The 20,884-nt window shown below is 59.4% G+C and carries 19 protein-coding genes and 1 riboswitch; of the genes, 8 read left to right on the top strand and 11 right to left on the bottom strand.

Translation table 11 applies throughout. The annotated features are described in order from the left end of the window. Positions 1–21: 21 nt before the first annotated feature. The 6 genes from ilvN to G5253_RS13045 form a co-directional block, all read right to left on the bottom strand. Positions 22–516: an acetolactate synthase small subunit gene (ilvN, locus tag G5253_RS13070; protein WP_005311605.1), complete on the bottom strand. Its 495-nt coding sequence runs from the start codon at positions 514–516 to the stop codon at positions 22–24. Beyond that, positions 516–2,234 (bottom strand): acetolactate synthase 3 large subunit, encoded by a 1,719-nt coding sequence (locus tag G5253_RS13065; RefSeq protein WP_005339146.1) that lies wholly within the window; start codon positions 2,232–2,234, stop codon positions 516–518. The genes ilvN and G5253_RS13065 overlap by 1 nt, the downstream gene beginning before the upstream one ends. Before the next feature lie 390 nt (positions 2,235–2,624). Then, positions 2,625–2,777 carry a hypothetical protein gene (locus G5253_RS13060; RefSeq protein WP_005339147.1) on the bottom strand — a complete coding sequence of 51 codons (153 nt, stop codon included), beginning with the start codon at positions 2,775–2,777 and terminating at the stop codon, positions 2,625–2,627. Positions 2,778–2,814: 37 nt separating this feature from the next. Continuing rightward, positions 2,815–3,924, bottom strand: coding sequence for an MJ1255/VC2487 family glycosyltransferase (locus tag G5253_RS13055; protein WP_278168973.1), 1,110 nt, complete (start codon positions 3,922–3,924; stop codon positions 2,815–2,817). After that, positions 3,921–4,424, bottom strand: a complete 504-nt coding sequence (locus tag G5253_RS13050; protein ID WP_005339149.1) for a phosphatase PAP2 family protein — start codon at positions 4,422–4,424, stop codon at positions 3,921–3,923. Before G5253_RS13050 ends, G5253_RS13055 begins: the two co-directional genes overlap by 4 nt. A 126-nt stretch (positions 4,425–4,550) precedes the next feature. Further along, complete coding sequence (locus G5253_RS13045; protein ID WP_005349170.1) at positions 4,551–5,171, bottom strand: TetR/AcrR family transcriptional regulator; 621 nt, start codon at positions 5,169–5,171, stop codon at positions 4,551–4,553. 408 nt (positions 5,172–5,579) lie between these two features. Here G5253_RS13045 and leuA point away from each other — a divergent pair, with 408 nt between their 5' ends. The 5 genes from leuA to G5253_RS13020 all read left to right on the top strand — a co-directional run bounded on the left by leuA (position 5,580) and on the right by G5253_RS13020 (position 11,509). Next, positions 5,580–7,142 (top strand): 2-isopropylmalate synthase, encoded by a 1,563-nt coding sequence (leuA, locus tag G5253_RS13040; protein WP_005341192.1) that lies wholly within the window; start codon positions 5,580–5,582, stop codon positions 7,140–7,142. A gap of 192 nt (positions 7,143–7,334) precedes the next feature. After that, a complete protein-coding gene (gene leuB, locus G5253_RS13035) occupies positions 7,335–8,420 on the top strand; it encodes a 3-isopropylmalate dehydrogenase (protein ID WP_421203463.1) in 1,086 nt (361 codons plus the stop codon). 33 nt (positions 8,421–8,453) lie between these two features. Beyond that, positions 8,454–9,851: a 3-isopropylmalate dehydratase large subunit gene (gene leuC, locus G5253_RS13030; protein ID WP_335877873.1), complete on the top strand. Its 1,398-nt coding sequence runs from the start codon at positions 8,454–8,456 to the stop codon at positions 9,849–9,851. Between the two features lie 12 nt (positions 9,852–9,863). Beyond that, positions 9,864–10,463, top strand: coding sequence for a 3-isopropylmalate dehydratase small subunit (leuD, locus tag G5253_RS13025; protein ID WP_021231980.1), 600 nt, complete (start codon positions 9,864–9,866; stop codon positions 10,461–10,463). 116 nt (positions 10,464–10,579) lie between these two features. Further along, positions 10,580–11,509, top strand: a complete 930-nt coding sequence (locus G5253_RS13020) for a transglutaminase domain-containing protein (protein ID WP_421203460.1) — start codon at positions 10,580–10,582, stop codon at positions 11,507–11,509. Positions 11,510–11,539: 30 nt separating this feature from the next. On the opposite strand, the gene G5253_RS13015 is transcribed toward G5253_RS13020, so the two are convergent. Then, positions 11,540–11,830 (bottom strand): PilZ domain-containing protein, encoded by a 291-nt coding sequence (locus G5253_RS13015; protein ID WP_005339160.1) that lies wholly within the window; start codon positions 11,828–11,830, stop codon positions 11,540–11,542. A gap of 89 nt (positions 11,831–11,919) precedes the next feature. Next, a riboswitch (TPP riboswitch) is annotated at positions 11,920–12,010 on the top strand. A gap of 60 nt (positions 12,011–12,070) precedes the next feature. Between G5253_RS13015 and thiB the strand changes: the two genes are divergently transcribed. The 3 genes from thiB to thiQ are packed head-to-tail and all read left to right on the top strand — an operon-like array spanning position 12,071 to position 15,352. Further along, on the top strand, positions 12,071–13,051 hold the full coding sequence (gene thiB, locus G5253_RS13010) for a thiamine ABC transporter substrate binding subunit (RefSeq protein ID WP_421203458.1): 981 nt from the start codon (positions 12,071–12,073) through the stop codon (positions 13,049–13,051). After that, on the top strand, positions 13,027–14,670 hold the full coding sequence (gene thiP, locus G5253_RS13005; protein WP_421203456.1) for a thiamine/thiamine pyrophosphate ABC transporter permease: 1,644 nt from the start codon (positions 13,027–13,029) through the stop codon (positions 14,668–14,670). Before thiB ends, thiP begins: the two co-directional genes overlap by 25 nt. Beyond that, positions 14,657–15,352: a thiamine ABC transporter ATP-binding protein gene (gene thiQ / locus G5253_RS13000; protein ID WP_421203454.1), complete on the top strand. Its 696-nt coding sequence runs from the start codon at positions 14,657–14,659 to the stop codon at positions 15,350–15,352. Before thiP ends, thiQ begins: the two co-directional genes overlap by 14 nt. A gap of 81 nt (positions 15,353–15,433) precedes the next feature. Here thiQ and G5253_RS12995 read toward each other — a convergent pair whose 3' ends face one another. The 4 genes from G5253_RS12995 to G5253_RS12980 all read right to left on the bottom strand — a co-directional run bounded on the left by G5253_RS12995 (position 15,434) and on the right by G5253_RS12980 (position 20,530). Further along, a complete protein-coding gene (locus G5253_RS12995; RefSeq protein WP_005339173.1) occupies positions 15,434–16,804 on the bottom strand; it encodes a PhoH family protein in 1,371 nt (456 codons plus the stop codon). 220 nt (positions 16,805–17,024) lie between these two features. Further along, on the bottom strand, positions 17,025–17,708 hold the full coding sequence (locus G5253_RS12990; protein WP_421203452.1) for an NrdJb: 684 nt from the start codon (positions 17,706–17,708) through the stop codon (positions 17,025–17,027). A gap of 10 nt (positions 17,709–17,718) precedes the next feature. Continuing rightward, complete coding sequence (locus G5253_RS12985; protein ID WP_421203450.1) at positions 17,719–19,866, bottom strand: adenosylcobalamin-dependent ribonucleoside-diphosphate reductase; 2,148 nt, start codon at positions 19,864–19,866, stop codon at positions 17,719–17,721. Positions 19,867–20,077: 211 nt separating this feature from the next. Beyond that, entirely contained in the window at positions 20,078–20,530 is a 453-nt protein-coding gene (locus tag G5253_RS12980; RefSeq protein WP_115521700.1) for a pullulanase, read from the bottom strand. Positions 20,531–20,884: the final 354 nt, after the last annotated feature.

Below are 20,884 nucleotides of genomic sequence, written 5' to 3'. Positions count from 1 at the left end.
CATCAGCAGTCCCGCCAGCCATCAGGGCCGCAGCGCCTTGTCCGCCCGGGAGATACCGCAGACGCCGGAGCGCACCACTTCGATGATCTCGTTGGTCTGGGCGGCTGTTTTGATAAAGGCATCCAGCTTCTCGCTGGTACCCACCAGCTGCACCGTGTACTGCTCAGGAGTGACGTCGACGATCTGGCCGCGGAAGATATCTGCCAGCCGTTTCAGCTCGTCACGGGCACCACCGGCGGCGCGCGCCTTGACCAGCGCGATCTCCCGCTCGATATGCTCCCCTTCGCTCAAGTCGCACACCTTAAGCACATCCACCAGCTTGTGCAGCTGCTTCTGGATCTGCTCCAGCACCCGCTCGTCACCCATGGTGACGATGGTCATGCGCGACAGGGTGGGATCCTCGGTGGGCGCCACCGTCAGAGTCTCGATGTTGTAGCCGCGCTGGGAGAAGAGACCCACCACCCGGCTCAGGGCGCCAGATTCGTTCTCCAGCAGTACTGAAATGATGTGTCTCATCAGGTTCTCTCCGTCTTGCTCAGCCACATCTCATCCATGGCACCAAACTTGATCTGCATCGGATAGACGTGCTCATCCGGGTCGACCGAGATATCCATGAACACCAGCCGATCCTTCATGGCGAAGGCCTTCTCCATGGCGCTCTCCAGCTCGGCCGGATCACTCACCGCGATGCCGACATGGCCATAGGCTTCCGCCAGCTTGACGAAGTCCGGCAGGGACTCCATGTAAGAGTGGCTGTGACGACCGCCGTAGAACATCTTCTGCCACTGCTTGACCATGCCCAGCGCACGGTTGTTGATGGAGATGATCTTGATGGGCACCCCGTACTGCATGCAGGTGGAGAGCTCCTGAATGTTCATCTGCACCGAGCCATCACCGGTGACGCAGCAGACCACCGCATCAGGGTTGGCAAACTGGGCCCCCATGGCGGCCGGAATACCGAAGCCCATGGTGCCGAGGCCCCCTGAGTTGATCCACTGGCGCGGTTTGGCAAACGGGTAGTAGAGGGCAGCAAACATCTGGTGCTGGCCGACGTCGGAGGCGACGAACGCCTGACCCTGAGTCACTTTGTAAAGGGTCTCGATAACCTGTTGCGGCTTGATCTGGGTAGCCGACTTTTCGTAGGCCAGACAGTGACGGGAGCGCCACTGGTTGATCTGGCTCCACCAGTCCGCCAGCGCCTCCTTGTCGTTATCGAAGCCACACTCGCGGATCACTTCCAGCATCTGCTCCAGCACGGTTTCCACCGAGCCGACGATAGGCACATGGGCCTGCACCGTCTTGGAGATGGAGGTCGGGTCGATATCGATATGAACCACGGTCGCATTGGGGCAGAACTTGGCCACGTTGTTGGTGACGCGGTCATCGAAGCGGGCACCGACGGCGAAGATGAGATCCGCGTTGTGCATGGTCTTGTTGGCTTCGAAGGTGCCGTGCATCCCCAGCATGCCGATAAATTGCGGATGGACACCGGAGAAGGCCCCCAGCCCCATCAGGGTGGTGGTCACCGGCAGATTCAGCAGCTCCGCCAGCTTGGTCACCAGATGGTCCGCATTGGCGTTGATGGCTCCACCGCCCACGTACATCACCGGGCGCTGGGCTTCTACCAGCAGCTTGGCAGCCCGCTTGATCTGCCCTTTATGGCCAGACTTGGTCGGGTTGTAGGAGCGCAGGGAGACCGTCTCGGGATACTGGTAGGGGAATTTTTCTTTCGGGTTCTGCACATCTTTGGGCAGATCCACCACCACCGGCCCCGGGCGGCCGCTGGCGGCAATGTAGTAGGCCTTCTTGATGGCCTCAGGGATATCGCTCGCCTTCTTGCACAGGAAGCTGTGCTTCACCACCGGGCGGGAGATACCGATCATGTCGGTCTCCTGGAACGCATCCTCACCGATCATGCTGGTCGGCACCTGGCCGGAGAGGATCACCAGCGGAATGGAATCCATATAGGCGGTGGCAATACCGGTAATGCAGTTGGTCGCTCCCGGGCCTGACGTTACCAGCACAGTCCCCACCTTGCCGGTGGAACGGGCGTAACCGTCAGCCATGTGAACCGCGGCTTGCTCGTGCCGCACCAAGACATGCTCCATCTTGCCGTTTTCGAAGAGAGCGTCATAGATGTCGAGCACTGAGCCACCAGGGTAGCCGAAGACGTGCTCAACTCCCTGATCTTCCAGCGCTCTAACCACCATCTGGGCGCCTGATAACATCTCCATGATAAAGCCCTCCAGGCTTTGCTCCGTTTAGCGAATCCCGCCGACGATGCCGTGCTTCCCGGCACGGCCCGATCCGTTTCTTGTTGTTATCTGAAGGCAGATCGGTCCAATTCAGCCCCGTCGACAGTAGAAAAAAAGGATTTTTCCGTCATTCACCCGAAAATAGGGTGAAAAACCAACTTAACCCGCTTCATAACGCTTGTCCACGGCTTTATCTGACCAGAACAGTCATACATTTCAACCGGCTATTAACATTCAATGACTTGCCGCAGCGAGCATGAGACAAAAGGGAAGGAAGTCGGGGAATGGCCAGCGGATCATTCCGCAGAGGGGAAAAACAGCCACAAAAAAGCCCACCGCTCAGCGATGGGCTTGATGCCGAATGATGACTCAGTTCTCCTGATCCGGCTCCGCCAACCAGATCTGCTGATCCGGATCGGTCTCTTCACTGACCGAAATGCTGACACCCATATCGAGCAACTCGTGCAGGGTGAGATTATCAGCCAGGTTCATGACTTCGCCGTTTTCATTGGTAAAGCGCATTTGCTCCGTCCTCTCCTTGGTGGGATCGCCTTTCAGTCTAGTCAACAACGCTCACTTGCGATAACCAGCAACTGGATAAACAGTCGCCCCCATCCAGCTCGCTCAGGCGATCACTCACCTCCTCCGGAAACAGGGTGCGCGCCCAGAGCCGCCGTGACAGAGAGGCCACGCTCTCGTCCGCGCCCGCCGCCAGCCAGCGGGCCAGCTCCCCCGCTACATCGGGGTAACAGACAGCCCCCGGCGAGGCGCTGTCGAGCCAGGTACGCACCAGATTGGCATCAAGCACATCCATCAGGGTTGCCAACCCCATCATCTCGAGGGTCTTGCCGTTGGTCAGCTGCTCGAACTGGCCGCCGAGGGGTTTGACCAGCAGCTTCTTGCCAAGGGTGAGCGCCTCGGAAGCCAGCTCGAAACCAGCGTTGGAGATGACGCCGCGACAACCGGCCAACACGGCGATAAACCCGTGCCGCGATGGTGGTTCGAAGCGCAGGTTGCGCCATTGGCTGGGGGTGCGAATGGCGGGGTGAAAGCAGACGAAGCGCTGCTGGCCAAAGCGCGACAACAAGGCGGCGATCGCCTCGGTCTGCTCGAACGGCAAATAGACCAGGATCTCGCCGTTATCCGGTGCGGCGGCGATGGGGTCGATCACCGGTGGCAGCAAGGGGTGACCGAAGTGAAACCAGTGCAGCCCGAGCGGCTGATCCACAGGAGCAAAGTGGCGCATCAGCTGGCGGCTGACCCCATCCTCCCCCCAGCGCGGGATGGGCCAGTTGAAGCTGGCCTGATGACTGATGGTAAGGCTCGGCTTGCCATAGCGGCGGGCGGCATGGGCGGTCAACGGCTCAAAATCGCTCACCACCAGATCGTATTCGCTGCAATCGAGAGACCGCAGATCCCGCCAGAAGGTGAGCGGCGAGGCGGCTTGCAGGGTGCGCCACGGAGAAACTCGCCCCTCGTGACTCACAAAAGTGAGGCCGGGAAAGGCACGGTAGGCGCCAAACTCCTCCATGTCGAAATAGCGGTCGGCGGGGCGACCGCTAAAGAGATAATCCACCTCGACCCCTGCTGTGCGCAGCGCCCGCGCCAGGGTGCGACTGCGACTGATATGGCCGTTGCCGGTGCCTTGCACCCCAAACAGTATCCTCATGAGTGGCTCCAGCCGAGCGCCAGCACGGCGCAACCGCCACCCAGCAGGGCACCGGCAACCAGATCGCTCAGGTAGTGTACCCCGAGCAGCAACCGGGATGCCCCCACCAGCGCCGCCCAGCCAAACAGCAGGGGCGCCCAGAGCGGAAAGCCGGTGGCCAGTATGGTGGCCATCAGAAAAGCGGCGGCGGTGTGGCCGGAGGGGAGACTGTAACGATCGGAGGGGGTGATAAAGACCGGCAAGCCGACCGGCCGTTGCCGTTTCAGGCTGTTTTTCAGCAGCAGATAGAGGGGCAGTTCGATGGCGAAGGCGAGCAGCGCCAGTCGCACCAGCTCCCGCTCTGCCTCCCCCTGCCACCAGAGCAGGGCGGCCAGCACGGCGTAAAGCGGGCCATCGCCGGTGCGGGAAATGAGACGACTCACCCTCGCCTGCTGCCGGTTGTAGCCGTGAAGCAGGCAGACCCGGCACACCTGCAGGTCCCATTGCTGGATCTTGTTCATATCCCCTCCTTCCCTGAATTCTGCTTGCAGAGTAAGAAAGCGGGATGACGTTACGTTGAACAAGGGATAACAGATTTATGAAAAAAGGGCCGAATGGCCCTTTTTAATCTCGATGTTACGGCAAAATCAGTGGCTGCCGCGCAGGCCGGTCTCCATCAGACGGCAATTGTGGTCCGCCAGACGGGCCATGAAGTGCTCATCCACTTTCAGGCCAAACACCTGCTCGTAGAGATCTTTCATCACGAATGGCTGCCACATCATGCTGAGGAAGGAGATCTTCAGCATGTCGGGATCCAAGTTGTCACCCAGCTCACCGTTGGACTTCATGGTTTCCAGCAGGGCATCGAACTGCGGCAGCTGACGTTCCAGCAGGCGGTTCAGCACAAAATCCCGGCCCGGGCTCTTCTCGGTCGACAATGCGCTGGAGATGGCAGAGGTCAGCTCGCTGTTGGGCGCCATCACCTGATAGTAGGTGTTGAGCAGCTCGTTGAGGCTGTGATTGCTGTGTTCATCTTGCCAGGCATGGTCGAGGGGCTCGGCCACATCGCCCAGCACCGCTTTGTAAAGACCCTCTTTACTGCCGAAGTAGTAGTGGATCATTGCCAGATTGGAGCCAGCAAGCTCCGCGATTTCGCGTGTAGTCACCTTGCTATAGGGAGTATTGAGAAAACGCTCACGGGCGGCAGCAAGCAACTTGTCACGAATGTCAGAACGTCCGACCGGACGACCAGGTCTACGTTTTTCCATTTAACACCTCAGATAATTCAGCCAATGCTGATAAGTCGATCTGGTTGTGCAGAGAATAGAGCACAGCAGGAATGACCAGATAATCGGTCATGGGCCGAATATGGGACAAGGAAATTTGCAATCCTTTACAATCCGATTAAATACGTCAGCAGATTGCCCCTGACCTTCCGTGTTGACACAGCATAAAAATCTCGATATTGGTAAAAGCGTTATCGACTGGAAGGAATAACAACGTCATGCGTATTGCCACCCCGCTACTACTAATCTCCCTAATCGCGTTAACTCGCGCGGGATCCTTGTAGCCGGGCTAAGGCATAGCCGGAATTTACAAAAACCCGTGCACCCTGCACGGGTTTTTTTATGCCGCCGCAGGATGCACGTTACCGAACTTAGGAAGAGGGAAGTCACATGTCAGATCGGGTCATCATATTCGACACCACCTTGCGTGATGGTGAGCAGGCCCTGGCGGCCAGTTTGACAGTCAAGGAGAAGCTGCAGATCGCCCAGGCACTGGAGCGGCTCGGTGTCGACGTCATGGAGGTGGGCTTCCCGGTCTCCTCTCCCGGCGATTTTCAATCGGTGCAGACCATCGCCCGCCACATCAAAAACAGCCGGGTCTGCGCCCTCGCCCGCGCCCTGCCCAAGGATATCGACGCCGCCGGCGAAGCCTTGCGGGTCGCCGAGGCGTTTCGCATCCACACCTTTATCTCCACCTCCTCCATCCATGTGGAGAGCAAGCTGAAAAAGAGCTTCGAGGATGTGCTGGAGATGGGGGTCGGCGCCATCAAGCACGCCTTGCGCTACACCGATGATGTGGAGTTCTCCTGCGAGGATGCCGGCCGCACCCCGATAGACAACCTGTGCCGCATGGTGGAAGCCGCCATCAAGGCGGGGGCCCGCACCATCAATATCCCGGATACCGTGGGCTACACGGTGCCGACCGAGTTCTCCGGCATCATCCACACCCTGTTCAACCGGGTCCCCAATATCGACAAGGCGATCATCTCGGTCCACTGTCACGACGATCTGGGGCTCTCGGTGGCCAACTCCATCGGCGCGGTGCAGATGGGAGCCCGCCAGATCGAGTGCACCATCAATGGCATCGGCGAACGGGCGGGCAACTGCTCGCTGGAAGAGGTGGCGATGATCCTCAAAACCCGCGCCGACCTGCTCGGGGTGCAAACCAATATCCGCCACAACGAAATTCATCGCACCAGCACCCTCGTCAGCCAGCTGTGCAACATGCCGGTGCAGCCCAACAAGGCGATCGTCGGGGCCAACGCTTTCTCCCATAGCTCCGGCATCCATCAGGATGGGGTGCTCAAGGCGAAAAATACCTACGAAATCATCACTCCCGAGAGCATCGGCCTGACCCAGAACAACCTCAACATGACCTCCCGCTCCGGCCGCCACGTCATCAAGCACCGGATGGAGTCCATGGGCTACGCCGAGAGCAGCTACGACCTCGACCACCTCTACGGCAAGTTCCTGACCCTGGCCGACAAGAAGGGGCAGGTATTCGACTACGACCTCGAAGCGCTGGCCTTCTTCAGCCAGATCCACGAAGAGCCGGAGCACTTCAAGCTGGAGTACCTCGGGGTCCAGAGCGGCAGCTCGGTGCTGGCCACCGCCTCGGTCAAATTGAAGGTGGGACAGGATCTGATCTGTGAAGCGGCCACCGGCAATGGCCCGGTGGATGCGGTCTACCAGTGCATCAACCGCATCACCGGCTATGAGATCCGCATCGACAAATATGCCCTCAAGAGCAAGGGCGAAGGGGAAGATGCCCTCGGTCAGGTCGATATCGTCGCCGAGTACAAGGGGCGCAAATTTCACGGCATGGGGCTGGCCACCGACATCATCGAATCCTCGGCCCACGCCCTGCTCCATGTGATCAACAGCATCTGGCGCGCCGATCAGGTGGCCGAGCAGATGGAACGCAATAACAGCATCAAATCAGAAACCGTCTGAACAGGGCTCAGAACCAAACAGACGGAATGGAATGACAGCATCACATCGGAAACCGTCTGAGCAGGACTCACAGCCACACAGACGGCATGGAATGACAACATCAGGACGGGGAACGTCTGAACCGGTAACCGCGCGCAGCGTCGGGGAAACCGGACAGAGGGATCTCAAAGACAATATCAGGATGGAGAGTGTATGAGCAGTTATCGGATCGCAGTATTGCCGGGGGACGGCATTGGCCCTGAAGTGATGGCCGAGGCCATCAAGGTGCTGGAGAAGGTGCAGGCCAGGTTCGGCCTCGCCTTCGAGTATGATCGCCATGACGTGGGCGGTATTGCCATCGACAACCACGGCACCCCGCTGCCGCAAAGCACGATCAAAGGTTGTGAAGCGGCCGATGCCGTGCTGTTTGGCTCGGTGGGCGGCCCGAAATGGGAACATCTGCCCCCCAACGATCAACCGGAACGTGGCGCCCTGCTGCCCCTGCGCGCCCACTTCAAGCTGTTCTGCAACCTGCGTCCGGCCCGTATCTACACCGGCCTCGAGCAGTTCTCCCCGCTGCGCGCCGATATCTCCGATCGCGGTTTTGACATCGCCTGCGTGCGCGAGCTGACCGGTGGCATCTACTTCGGCCAACCCAAGGGGCGCGAAGGCGAAGGCGCTACCGAGAAGGCGTTCGACACCGAGGTCTACCATCGCTTCGAGATTGAGCGCATCGCCAAGATAGCGTTCGAATCTGCGCGGGTGCGCCGTAGCAAGGTCACCTCCATCGACAAGGCCAACGTGCTCGCCTCCTCCATTCTGTGGCGCGAAGTGGTGACCGAGGTAGCCAAGTCCTATCCGGACGTGACGCTGAACCATATGTATATCGACAACGCCACCATGCAGCTCATCAAGGACCCGTCCCAGTTCGATGTGCTGCTCTGCTCCAACCTGTTTGGCGACATTCTCTCCGACGAGTGCGCCATGATCACCGGCTCCATGGGACTGCTCCCCTCCGCCAGCCTCAACGAATCGGGTTTCGGCCTGTTCGAACCGGCCGGTGGTTCGGCCCCCGATATCGCCGGCAAAGGAATTGCCAACCCCATCGCCCAGATCCTCTCCGCCGCCCTGATGCTGCGTTACAGCCTGGGCCAGGAAGCCGCAGCTCAAGCCATCGAGCAGGCCGTGGCCCAGACCCTGGCCGAGGGTTACTTCACCGCCGACCTGCATCAGGCCAGCGCCCGCCATCCGGTGCAGAGCACGTCCGAGATGGGTAGCCAGATCGCCGCCCGGATCTGAGCCGCATAACAGAGAACAAGGAAGAGAGAAGCAATGGCCAAGACCCTCTATCAGAAAGTATTCGACGCCCACGTGGTACGGGAAGTGGAAGGGGAGACCCCCCTCATCTACATCGACCGTCATCTGGTGCATGAAGTGACCAGCCCGCAGGCATTCGACGGCCTGCGCGCCATGAATCGCCAGCTGCGTCGCCCGGACCTGACCTGGGCCACCATGGATCACAACGTCTCCACCACCACCAAGGACATCGCCGCCTCCGGCGAGATGGCTCGCATCCAGATGGAAACGCTGGCCGACAACTGCAAAGAGTTCGGGGTTCGCCTCTACGATCTCAACCACAAATATCAGGGGATCGTCCATGTGATGGGCCCCGAGCTCGGCATTACCCTGCCCGGCACCACCATCGTCTGCGGCGACTCTCACACCGCCACCCACGGCGCCTTCGGCTCGCTGGCGTTTGGCATCGGCACTTCCGAAGTGGAACATGTGATGGCGACCCAGACCCTGAAACAGGGCCGCGCCAAGACCATGCGCATTTCGGTCAACGGCAAGCTGGCCGAGGGCATCAGTGCCAAGGACGTGGTGCTGGCCATTATCGGCAAGGTCGGCCATGCCGGTGGTACCGGCTATGTGGTGGAATTCGCTGGCGAGGCCATTGCGGGCCTCTCCATGGAAGGGCGGATGACGGTGTGCAACATGGCCATAGAGCTGGGTGCCAAGGCCGGCATGATCGCCCCCGACCAGACCACCATCGACTACATCCGTGGCAAGGAGTTTGCCCCCAAGGGCGAGGCGCTGGAGCAGGCCATCGCCTACTGGCAGAGCCTCAAGAGCGATGCCGATGCCAAGTTTGATGCTGAAGTGGTGCTGGACGCCGCTGATATCGCTCCCCAGGTCACCTGGGGGACCAACCCGGGCCAGGTGATCGCCGTCAATGAACCGATTCCGGCACCGGAATCCTTCAACGACCTGATGGAACAACAGTCCGCCCGCAAGGCGCTCGCCTACATGGATTTGCAACCGGGCCAGAAGCTCTCCGACGTTGCCATCGACAAGGTGTTTATCGGATCGTGCACTAACAGCCGCATTGAGGATCTGCGTGCTGCCGCCGCCATCGCCCGCGGTCGCAAGGTGGCCGCTGGCGTGCAGGCGCTGGTGGTGCCGGGCTCCGAGCAGGTGAAGGCGCAGGCCGAAGCCGAGGGGCTGGACAAGATCTTCATCGAGGCCGGTTTTGAGTGGCGCCTGCCCGGCTGCTCCATGTGTCTGGCCATGAACAACGACCGGCTGCAACCGGGAGAGCGCTGCGCCTCCACCAGCAACCGCAACTTCGAAGGGCGTCAGGGCCGCGCCGGCCGCACCCATCTGGTGAGCCCGGCCATGGCCGCCGCCGCCGCCGTCACCGGCCGCTTCGCCGACATTCGCGCACTGTAAGAGGACATTTCGATGACAGGATTCAAACAGCATAAAGGGATCGTCGTCCCCCTCGACAGCGCCAACGTCGACACCGACGCCATCATTCCCAAGCAGTTTTTGCAGAAGGTCAACCGCATCGGTTTTGGCAAGCACCTGTTCCACGACTGGCGCTTTCTGGACGATGCCGGCCAGCAGCCAAACCCCGAGTTCGTACTCAACCAGCCGCAATTCGCCGGTGCCAGCATCCTGCTGGCGCGGGAGAACTTCGGCTGCGGCTCGAGTCGCGAGCACGCCCCCTGGGCGCTGGCCGACTACGGCTTCAAGACCATCATAGCCCCGAGCTTTGCCGATATTTTCTACGGCAACGCTATCAACAACGGCATGGTGCCGGTGCGTCTGAAGGAGGAGGAGGTCGACGCCCTGTTCCAGCTGGTCGCCGCCCAGCCGGGCATCCAGATCGAAGTGGATCTGGAAGCGAATCAGGTACGTGCAGGTAGCCTCAGCTTCGGTTTCGAGATCGACGAATTCCGCCGTTATTGCCTGCTCAACGGCTTGGATGCCATCGGCCTGACCCTGCAGCACGAGGCCGCCATCAGCGCCTTTGAGGCAAAGCAGCCGAGCTGGATTTAATCAGCCAGTTGCAAAAAACGAGTAGAATCAACAGGGAGCTTCGGCTCCCTGTTTTACTGTCCGCGACGCTTCCCACTTTGGACCACCGGAACTGGCCCGTGCCACAGGAAAGGATGATGAAGAGACCGACGGCAATTCCTCTGCTCTGTGCCCTGCTGCTTGCCCTGCCTGCGGGGGCCAGCCAAACCAGCTTCAACAACAGCCTCGGCCAGATCAGCGTCGGCTGGCAGGATAGCGAAGGCAAATCCCAACAGCTCACCTACCGGCTCGAACAGGGCAAGTTACCGCCTCTCATCGCCTATCGCCCGGCCAGAATGCAGGAGGAGGTATTGCAGGTATTGCTGCGGGAGGTGCGCCAGAACTACCCCGAGGTGCAGTTCACCCTCTCCCGCCCCTCGCTGGAGCTGCATCTGAAAAGCCGCAATCAGGACAAGGCACGCGAGGCGATGGCCTTTCTGCAGTCCAAGCGGAGCAAAGAGGAGCAGGCGTGGCTGACCAAACACTACTTCCAGTACTTCAACACCCCCGACGGGCAGCTGGCGGTGAAGCAAGATCATGTGCGCATCGCGCTGGAGAGTCGCAGCGGGCTTGCTCCGCTGGCGGATCAGCTCAAACAGCAGGGCAGTACCGAAACAGAAGCGCGCCAGAAAACCGTGGCCCATATGCTCACCTTTATCCAGAGCATCCCCTATCAGCAGCTCGACAGCCTGAATGGAAGACAGGGCAAGGGCTTCCTCCCGCCCCGTCAGGTACTGGAACAGAACCGGGGTGATTGCGACAGCAAGGTAACCCTGATGGCCGCCATGCTGGCCCAGCTCTTTCCCGAGCTGAAACAGGCCATGGTGTTCGTCCCCGGCCATGCCCTGCTGGCTGTTGACCTGCCCGCCAAGCCGGGGGATGCGACCCTCAACTGGCAGGGGCAAAACTACCTGCTGCTCGAACCCACAGGCCCCACCACCTTGCCTGCGGGCCAAATAGCTTCGACCAGCAAAACGCTGGTCGATAGCAAGCAGTTGAGTGTGCAACCGGTTCAGGAAAAAGGCTAACCCCCTCCCTCTGCCGATGAGGAGAGAGGATTAACCCTGAGGCAGAAACTCCACCGCCAGCAGCAACCCGCTCTCCTCCTCCAGCACCCGGATAATACGGGCATGAGCTTCAAAGGGAGGCAACAGGTTGTTGTTGGTGGCAAGACTGATCCGGATGGGCTGATTGATGTCGAGCTGGTGTTCAGAGACCGCAATTCCCATGCCGTTGGCACTGAGATCCCGGCAGATCCCCTCCAGCACCAGCTGCTGCTGATAGACGGTGACCGGAGCATTGATGACCATGCGCGCAAAGGCACGCCTTTCCTTGGTATTGGTAAGCACGCGAACATCCTCTGTTGGGTGGGCGTCATCTCATGGGTATTGCACAATTGTGCTGGTCTACCCAAAAGAACGTTAATACAATGCGGTTCGTTTCTCAAACGGGGTGCGGTTTACCGCTGAGATTATACCCGTGTACCTGATCCAGATAATGCTGGCGGAGGAATTTGAGGCATGGCGCTCATTTTTTGCGCCCTCACCCGCTGGCACCTCGTTATTAACAAGTAATAGGGAATGCCACCCATGAAGACCCTGCTGCTGGTCACCACCGGCCTGCTGTCGGCCAATGTGTTCGCCGCCGATACTCTCACCGTCTACACCTACAGCTCCTTCACTGCCGAGTGGGGTCCGGGGCCCAAGATCAAACAGGCCTTCGAGAAAGCGTGCGACTGCACCCTCAATCTGGTTCCCCTCGAAGATGGGGTCGCCATCCTCAATCGGCTGCGACTGGAGGGCAACCACAGCAAGGCCGATCTGGTGCTGGGGCTCGACGATGCCCTCATCAGCGAAGCCAAGCAGAGCGGTCTGTTCGCCCCCCACCCCGCCAAGCTGGATGGCATCAAGGTGCCGGGGGGCTGGCAGGATGACACCTTCGTCCCCTACGACTACGGCTACTTTGCCTTTGTTTATGACAAAGACAAACTCAAGCAGCCGCCAAAAAGCCTGAAAGAGCTGGTGGAGCGTCCCGATCTCAAGGTGATCTATCAGGATCCCCGCACCTCTACCCCGGGGCAGGGGTTGATGCTGTGGATGAAGTCTGTCTACGGTGACAAGGCTCCTGAAGCCTGGGCCAAGCTGGCCAGGAAGACGGTCACCGTCACCAAGGGGTGGTCCGAGGCTTATGGCATGTTCCTCGATGGCGAAGCGGACATGGTGCTCTCCTACACAACCTCCCCCGCTTACCACCTGATTGCCGAGAACAAGCCTCAGTATCAGGCAGCGGCGTTTGAAGAGGGGCACTACCGTCAGGTGGAAGTGGCCGCCAAGCTGAAAAGTGCCAAACAGGAGAAGCTGGCTGATCAGTTCCTGCAGTTTATGGTGAGCCCCGCCTTCCAGAACGAGATCCCGACCGGCAACTGGATGTATCCGGTTATCGACACGCCGCTACCCAAGGGTTTCGAGCAGATGATCACCGTAGCCAAGCCGCTCGCCTTCAGTGCCGATGAGGTGGCTGCCAATCGCAAAGGGTGGATCCGCGAATGGCTGCAAGCCGTCGCCCAGTGAGTCAGCTCGCGCTGAAGCGACAGGATCGCCCCCTCTGGTGGCTGCCGGGCAGTGCAGCCACCCTGCTGATCCTGCTGTTGTCCCTCGGGCCGCTGGCGGCCCTGCTGTGGCAGGCCGGTTCACTGGCGCCGCGCACTTTGCTGGCAGACCCCTATCTGCGCCATGTGCTGGGCTTCAGCCTCTGGCAGGCGCTGCTCTCCACCCTGCTGAGCCTGGGGCTCGCCATTCCGGTGGCCCGCGCGCTGGCTCGGCGCCGCTTCATTGGCCGAACCCTGCTGATCAAGCTGTTCGGTCTCTCGCTGGTACTGCCGGTCATCATCGCCATCTTCGGCATCGTGGCGGTTCATGGCAAACAGGGGTGGCTGCCGCAACTGCTGCGCAGCTTGGGACTGGATCCCGGCAACTATCTCTACGGCCTGTTCGGCATTCTGCTGGCCCATGTCTTCTTCAACATGCCGCTGGCGGCACGTCTCATCCTGCAGAGCATCGAGAGTATCCCCGAATCTAGCTGGCGCCTCGCCAGCCAGCTTGGCATGCGCTCATCCCATATCTTCCGGCTGCTGGAGTGGCCGCTCATTCGCGGTATATTGCCGGGGCTTGCCAGCCTCATCTTTATGCTCTGCTTCACCAGCTTCACTACCGTGCTGGCGCTGGGCGGCGGCCCCAAATCGACCACCCTCGAGGTGGCCGTCTATCAGGCACTGCGCTTTGACTTCGATCTCGCCACCGCTGGCGGATTGGCGCTGGTGCAGCTCATCCTGACCGCCACCCTGCTGCTCCTGCAGCACAAGCTGCAGACTACCCCGGCCAGTCGGGTGACTCCCCGTCGTCCCTGTCTACGGCCGGATCGCCATCAACCGGGCACGGCCTTGGTGGATCTCTTCTCGCTCTGTATCGGCCTCGCCATCTTTCTGCCACCGCTGCTGGCCATCGTCGTCGCTGGCCTCCACCCCGGCCTGCTGACGGCGCTCACTTCCGCCAAGCTGTGGCAGGCGAGCGGCCAGTCGCTGTTGATTGCGTTGGCAGCCGGTGCATTGGCCACCTTGCTCGGCGGTGCACTGCTGCTGACCAGCCGTCATCTACGGATACGGGCTCGCAAGCGGCGGGCTGCCGCCCTGTGGGAGGCCAGCGGCTCGGTGATCCTGATGATCCCGGCAGTGGTGCTCTCTACCGGTCTCTTCATCCTGTTTATGCCCTTTGCCGATGTATTCGCACTCGGCCCCTGGCTGGTGGTGCTGGTCAACGCCCTGATGGCGCTACCCTACGTGCTGCGCACCCTCTCCGCCCCCATGCAGCTGGTGGTGCGCCAATACGACCGGCTGGCGGATAGCCTGGGGGTACGCGGCCTGCATCGCCTGCGACTGGTGGAGTGGCCGCTGCTGCGCCGCCCGCTAGCACTAGCGATGGCACTGTCGATGATCCTCTCGCTGGGGGATCTCGGCGCCATCGCCATGTTTGGCAGTCAGGAGCTCACCACCCTGCCCTGGCTGCTCTACCAACAGCTTGGCAGCTATCGATTGACCGAGGCAGCCGCCACCGCTCTGCTGCTGCTGACGCTCTGTTTCTCCCTGTTCTGGCTGGTGGAGCGGGGTCTTGGAGGAAAACATGCTGAACATTGATATGCTTGCGACCAGCTACCCCGACTGGCGCGTCAGCTTCAGCGCGACCCTGCCCAAGGGAGAGATCACCGCACTGATCGGCCCAAGCGGCGCAGGTAAATCAACCCTGCTCGGGATGATCGCCGGATTCGTGCCGGTGGAGTCGGGCCGCCTCAGCTTCGATGGCGAAGATCTGCTGCCACTGGGCCCGGCCGAGCGACCAGTCACCACCCTGTTTCAGGATCACAACCTGTTCCTCCATCTGTCGGTGTTCGACAATATCGCCATCGGCTTGCACCCGGGTCTGCGCCTGCGTGCCGCCCAGCGGGCACAGGTGCTCGATGCAGCCGCACGGGTTGGTCTTGGCGAGATGTTAAACCGCCAGCCTGAACAGCTCTCCGGCGGCCAGCAGCAGCGGGTCGGGCTGGCTCGCGCGCTGGTGCGCGGCAAACCGCTGCTGCTGCTGGATGAGCCCTTCTCTGCCCTCGATCCCGCCCTGCGCCGGGAGATGCTGGCCGAAGTGGCGCGCCTCGCCTGCGAACAGGGCATTACCGTACTGATGGTGTCCCACAATCCGGAAGATGCCCAGCTTATCGCCGATCAGGTGCTGTTTGTCGACGAGGGGCGCATCGCCCTGCAAGGCAAGCCGGATATTCTGCAAAACAGCGACCACCCGGGGCTGCTGCGCTATCTTGGCCAATAACCCTTGGGAATAAAGACTGCGCCATGATCAAAAAGGGAAGCCAAGTGGCTTCCCTTTTTCATATGAAGATAGTCAGCTAAATCAGAGATTTTCCTCGGCGAACGAAGCCAGTCGGCTGCGCACGACGCCATTGAGGAAGATGTTGGCACTGCCGTCAAAATCCTTGAAACGCTCGACGATGTAGGTGAGACCCGAGGTCACCGGGCTAAGGTAGTTGGAGTCGATCTGGGCCAGGTTACCAGAGCAGACGATCTTGGTGCCTTCGCCGCAACGGGTGATGATGGTCTTGATCTGGGAAGCGGTCAGGTTCTGGCACTCATCCAGCAGCACGAAGGTGTTCTGGATGCTGCGCCCGCGCATGAAGTTGACCGATTTGAACTGGATATTGGCCTTCTCCATGATGTAGCTGAGCGAGCCGCTCATGTTCTCGTCCTGCTTGTGCAGCACCTCCAGGGTGTCGGTCACCGCCGCCAACCAGGGCATCATCTTCTCCTCTTCGGTGCCGGGCAGGAAGCCGATGCTCTCGGCAATTTCCGGGGTATTCCGGGTGACGATCACCTTCTCGTAAATGCCCTTCTCAATCACCAACTCCAGCGCAGCAGCCATGGCCAGCAAGGTTTTGCCGCAACCGGCCGGGCCGGTCAGGATCACCAGATCGATGTGCGGATCGAGCAGTGCATCCAGCGCCATCCCCTGATAGACATTCTTGGGGTGTACACCCCACGCCTTGCGAGACATCAGTCGCTCGCGGCCCAGATCCTTGATGCGGATCTTGCTGCCATCGTGGCTGAGCACCCGGGCGGCGAAGAAATTCTCTTCATCCACCAGATACTGGTTTACGTGAACCCCTTCCAGCAGATTGGCATCGATCACATGGATGGTGTCGCGACCATGGGTCTCGCTCTCGCACTCGCCAACCCGCTCCCAGAAGCTGCCGGGCACCACCTGAAAGCCTTTGGCCAGCAGGCGGATATCATCGATCAGCTGGTCACTACGGTAATCTTCAACGTGAGCAAGCCCGGCTCCCTTGGCCTTGAGGCGCATGTTGATGTCTTTGGTGACCAGCACCACCTGGCGCTTCAACTCATGCTTTTGCAGATAGAGGGCCGCGTTGATGATACGGTTGTCGGCCTCCTTGTCGGTAAAGACCTCGGCATCCTGCGGCAGATGGTGATCGCTGAAGATGCAGATATTGCCGCTCGCTTCGCCAGCCAGCGGCACGCCCTGGGTGATCTGATCCGGGGTTGCATCGCGGAACACATCTTCCAGCGCACGAATGGCCACCCGCGCGTCGCGGCTGACATCCTTGTTGCGATCCTTGATGTTATCGAGCTCTTCCAGCACAGTCATGGGGATGAGCACGTCGTGCTCTTTGAAGGAGTAGATAGCGAGGGGTTCGTGAAGCAGAACGTTGGTATCCAGGATAAACAGCTTTCGGTCCGTATTGTCCATAAGCATCCTCCTTGGCACTGAAGGGCCACGTGTGTGAATCTCAGATGTCATTGAAACCACACGGCCGTGACAGTTTTATTACCCTCAACGCTACGCCCGATTTTACTATCGCGCAACAAATCACTTGGCCGCCTGATGTGATTGCGCATAAAAACAGCAATACAAAGACCGGCACTGTGGCCGGTCTCTTTTCTATCGTTCAACTACTTGGGCATGTTTGTCAGCCGCACTTGGAGTCGCCACAGTTGAGGCAGGTCATGCAGCCATCCTTCAGCACCTGCGCCTTGGTGTGGCACTTGTAGCAGAGCGCGGCATTGGCCGGAAAACCACTGCTCGCCTGCTGCTCTTCAGCCTCCTGAGCGGCTTTCAGCTCGGCCTGCTTCTCGGCCAGAAATGCCTGCTGATGCTCGTCCAACCCCGGTGCCTTGAGCATGCCGATCTCGGTGAGATGGCTCTCGATCACGTTGCCAATTTCGGCGATCAGCGACGGCACATACTTGCCCTTGTTCCAGTAGCCACCCTTGGGATCGAATACGGAACGCAGCTCCTCGACCAGGAAGGTGACATCCCCCCCCTTGCGGAATACCGCCGAGATAATGCGGGTCAGCGCCACGATCCACTGATAGTGCTCCAGGCTCTTGGAGTTGATGAAAATCTCGAACGGACGGCGAGTTTCGTGAACCGTGCCCTCGTTGAGAATGATGTCGTTGATGGTGATGAACAGCGAGTGCTCGGAGACATGCTCAGGCGTCTTCAACTTGTAGGTGGTGCCCATCAGCCGCTCTGGACGCAACACGGTTTCGTGCATATGCACTACGTCATCCTGCACAGAGAGATCTTCTTGCGGCTCATCCTTGGTACGCACCTTGTAGGCGACGATTTTCTTGTCGATCTTCTTGACCATAATGTCGTTCTCAGAATTTACCGTAATAGCCTTCTTTCAAGGCGTCGTAGAGGTTGGCGGCCGTATGCAGCTCGCCATCGTATTCGATCTCTTCGTTCCCCTTGACGGAGATGACGGAGCCATCCTCCAGGGTGAAATCGTACAGGGTGTTCTCCAGATCCTTCTCCTTCACCAGCACGCCCTGGAAGGCCTCCGGATTGAAGCGGAAGGTGGTGCAGCCCTTGAGGCCAGAGTCCGAGGCATACATGTAGATGTCCTTGAACTGCTCGAACGGGAAATCGGTCGGCACGTTGGCAGTCTTGGAGATGGAGGAGTCGATCCAGCGCTGGGCCGCAGCCTGAATGTCCACATGCTGGGCCGGGCTGATGTCATCGGCAGTAATGAAATAGTCCGGCAGACGGCTCGCCTCATCATCGGCATAGGGCATGGCGGCCGGATTCACCAGCTCGCGGTAGGCCAGCAGCTCGAAGGAGTAGACATCGACACTCTCCTTGCTCTTTTTGCCCGGCTTGATGACGTTGCGGCTGTAGTGGTGGGCAAAGCTCGGCTCGATGCCGTTGCTGGCGTTGTTGGCCAGTGACAGCGAGATGGTGCCGGTCGGTGCAATACTGCTGTGGTGAGTGAAACGCCCACCCACTTCCGCCAGCTCGGCGACCAGCGCAGGATCCACTTCGGCAACCTGCTGCATATAGCGGCTGTAGCGCGCATGCAGCACCTTGCCCTTCACCTTGTCACCCACCTTGATGCCATCAGCCGCCATTTCCGGGCGCAGACGCAGCATCTTGCCAGTCACTTCAAACTCCTGCTCCATGATGGGGGCAGAGCCTTTCTCCTTGGCCAGACGCAGGGACTCCTGCCAGCCGGTCATCGCCAGCTCCTGGGATACCTGCTCGGTAAAGGCTACGGATGCCGCAGATCCGTACTTGATCTGCAGCATGGTGAGGGTCGAACCAAGACCCAGGAAACCCATGCCATGCCGGCGCTTGGCTGTGATCTCCTCGCGCTGTTTGGCCAGTGGCAGTTGGTTGATCTCCACCACGTTGTCGAGCATGCGAGTAAAGATGGCCACCACCTTGCGAAACGCCTGCCAATCGAATGCCGCGTTTTCAGTAAAAGGGTCGCGCACAAACTTGGTCAGATTGACCGAGCCCAGCAGACAGGCACCGTAGGGCGGCAACGGCTGCTCACCACAGGGGTTGGTCGCGCGGATCTCTTCACAGAACCAGTTGTTGTTCATCTGGTTGACCTTGTCGATCAGGATGAAGCCGGGCTCTGCATAGTCATAGGTGGAGGTCATGATGACATTCCACAGCTTGCGTGCCGGCAGGGTCTTGTAGACCTTGCAGGCGACCTGCCCCAACTCGTTGAATACAACCCCTTCCTTGTTGGGCCAGTCGGCCCATAGCACCTGAGCGGGATCGTCCAGCGCAATGCCATCCTGCTCCACCTCTTTGGCGGTGTAGGGGAAGATCAGCGACCAGGGGGCATCCTCTTTCACCGCCTTGACGAAATCTTCGGTGATGAGCAGAGAGAGGTTGAACTGACGCAGGCGGCCATCTTCACGCTTGGCCTGAATAAACTCGATCACATCGGGATGGCGGATATCCATGGTGCCCATCTGGGCGCCGCGACGGCCACCGGCTGACGAGACGGTGAAACACATCTTGTCATAGATATCCATAAAGGAGAGCGGGCCGGAAGTGTAGGCACCGGCACCGGAGACAAAGGCACCGCGCGGGCGCAGGGTCGAGAAGTCATAGCCGATACCACAACCGGCTTTCAGGGTCAGACCGGCCTCGTGCACCTTGCCGAGGATATCGTCCATCGAATCTTCGATGGTGCCGGAAACAGTACAGTTGATGGTTGAAGTGGCAGGCTTGTGCTCAAACGCCCCGGCGTTGGAGGTGATGCGGCCCGCCGGAATGGCCCCATTGCGCAGCGCCCACAGGAACGGCTCATACCAGGCCTCCGGTTCCAGCTCCTGCTCTGCCAACGCACGGGCAACCCGCTGGTAAGTCTCATCGATAGAGCTGTCGATGGGAGTGCCATCCTTGCTCTTGAGGCGATACTTGCTATCCCAGATCTCGAGGGACGTTTCCTGCATGGGGATAAGGCGGGAGCCAAGCTCACTCTCCAGCACCGGGTTCGATTTAGCCATTTTCAATCAACCTTATGTGAATGCATCGACATCATGACAACAGCACAAAACACAACAAATAGTGCCATCTAAAATTAATGACACAACATATAGTACACCTGATGCCATGAAGGCGCCGATTCTAACCTAAAAAAATGCCCCGGCCAGCAGATTTCTGGGCCAGGGCACTTAACTGATTAATTTTCTGAGAGATTTAACACTCAGAGATAGATCAGGGCTTCTTGACGTAAACGGACGGCGTTTCACCCGCCATATTCAGATAGAACTCGTAGACGCCATCGGCATCCGGTGAGAACTTCATGTCCTCATACTTGGAACAGGGGTTGACCGGCACAGCCTCACCACCCAGTACGGCAACACCATCACTCGGGCTCTTGTAGCCAAAGTTGGTACCGCAGCTCCAGCCTGAATCAGCAAACTTGAACTTGTAGGGGGCCCACTCTTTCTTGAGGGTGCCTTTGGCCATGTAGAGCTTGTCGGCTACCTTGACTACCTTGCTTTCATCAGTCGCCATCCAGTCGTTCATCTCCCCGCGCAGGTAGATGGACTTGCCACCGAAGTCGCTGTTGTCTGCCGCTGCCTGCTCTGCACCACCATTGGATGCGCAACCGCCTAATACCAGGGTTCCCGCCGCCAGCATCATCGTTACTGTTCTTTTGAACATGGGTCTATTCCTTAAATTATTGTGATTCCTTGGTCCATCAATATGGACTGAAGAATTAAACCAGAGGAGGCATCACAAGAAAGGTAGAGGCATCACATTCTGTGTTTTTTATATCCAACCCATTGAACCAGCGAGCAAATATTGAACACGAAAGGAGATCCCTTTGGGGCTTCGTAGGGGGATTCAATGAATGACAAGAAGGGAAAAGCTTAATAAGCTGGCGACTTGCTGAATAGCAGGTAATAAAAAACCCCACTCGATGAGCGGGGTTTCCTGTATTGGGTGCCTGGCAGTGTCCTACTCTCGCATGGCGAATGCCACACTACCATCGGCGCTACCGCGTTTCACTTCTGA

The organism is Aeromonas sp. 602658 (genome assembly GCF_049173005.1).
GTDB lineage: Bacteria > Pseudomonadota > Gammaproteobacteria > Enterobacterales > Aeromonadaceae > Aeromonas > Aeromonas veronii_A.
This window is presented reverse-complemented; position numbering and strand designations above follow the sequence as displayed.

What these genes read in the sequence shown, in the direction of transcription:
- ilvN (WP_005311605.1), bottom strand. Translation starts at nt 516, where the DNA reads ATGAGACACATCATTTCAGTACTGCTGGAGAACGAATCTGGCGCCCTG.
- G5253_RS13065 (WP_005339146.1), bottom strand. Translation starts at nt 2,234, where the DNA reads ATGGAGATGTTATCAGGCGCCCAGATGGTGGTTAGAGCGCTGGAAGAT.
- G5253_RS13060 (WP_005339147.1), bottom strand. Translation starts at nt 2,777, where the DNA reads ATGCGCTTTACCAATGAAAACGGCGAAGTCATGAACCTGGCTGATAAT.
- G5253_RS13055 (WP_278168973.1), bottom strand. Translation starts at nt 3,924, where the DNA reads ATGAGGATACTGTTTGGGGTGCAAGGCACCGGCAACGGCCATATCAGT.
- G5253_RS13050 (WP_005339149.1), bottom strand. Translation starts at nt 4,424, where the DNA reads ATGAACAAGATCCAGCAATGGGACCTGCAGGTGTGCCGGGTCTGCCTG.
- G5253_RS13045 (WP_005349170.1), bottom strand. Translation starts at nt 5,171, where the DNA reads ATGGAAAAACGTAGACCTGGTCGTCCGGTCGGACGTTCTGACATTCGT.
- leuA (WP_005341192.1), top strand. Translation starts at nt 5,580, where the DNA reads ATGTCAGATCGGGTCATCATATTCGACACCACCTTGCGTGATGGTGAG.
- leuB (WP_421203463.1), top strand. Translation starts at nt 7,335, where the DNA reads ATGAGCAGTTATCGGATCGCAGTATTGCCGGGGGACGGCATTGGCCCT.
- leuC (WP_335877873.1), top strand. Translation starts at nt 8,454, where the DNA reads ATGGCCAAGACCCTCTATCAGAAAGTATTCGACGCCCACGTGGTACGG.
- leuD (WP_021231980.1), top strand. Translation starts at nt 9,864, where the DNA reads ATGACAGGATTCAAACAGCATAAAGGGATCGTCGTCCCCCTCGACAGC.
- G5253_RS13020 (WP_421203460.1), top strand. Translation starts at nt 10,580, where the DNA reads ATGAAGAGACCGACGGCAATTCCTCTGCTCTGTGCCCTGCTGCTTGCC.
- thiB (WP_421203458.1), top strand. Translation starts at nt 12,071, where the DNA reads ATGAAGACCCTGCTGCTGGTCACCACCGGCCTGCTGTCGGCCAATGTG.
- thiP (WP_421203456.1), top strand. Translation starts at nt 13,027, where the DNA reads ATGGCTGCAAGCCGTCGCCCAGTGAGTCAGCTCGCGCTGAAGCGACAG.
- thiQ (WP_421203454.1), top strand. Translation starts at nt 14,657, where the DNA reads ATGCTGAACATTGATATGCTTGCGACCAGCTACCCCGACTGGCGCGTC.
- G5253_RS12995 (WP_005339173.1), bottom strand. Translation starts at nt 16,804, where the DNA reads ATGGACAATACGGACCGAAAGCTGTTTATCCTGGATACCAACGTTCTG.
- G5253_RS12990 (WP_421203452.1), bottom strand. Translation starts at nt 17,708, where the DNA reads ATGGTCAAGAAGATCGACAAGAAAATCGTCGCCTACAAGGTGCGTACC.
- G5253_RS12985 (WP_421203450.1), bottom strand. Translation starts at nt 19,866, where the DNA reads ATGGCTAAATCGAACCCGGTGCTGGAGAGTGAGCTTGGCTCCCGCCTT.
- G5253_RS12980 (WP_115521700.1), bottom strand. Translation starts at nt 20,530, where the DNA reads ATGTTCAAAAGAACAGTAACGATGATGCTGGCGGCGGGAACCCTGGTA.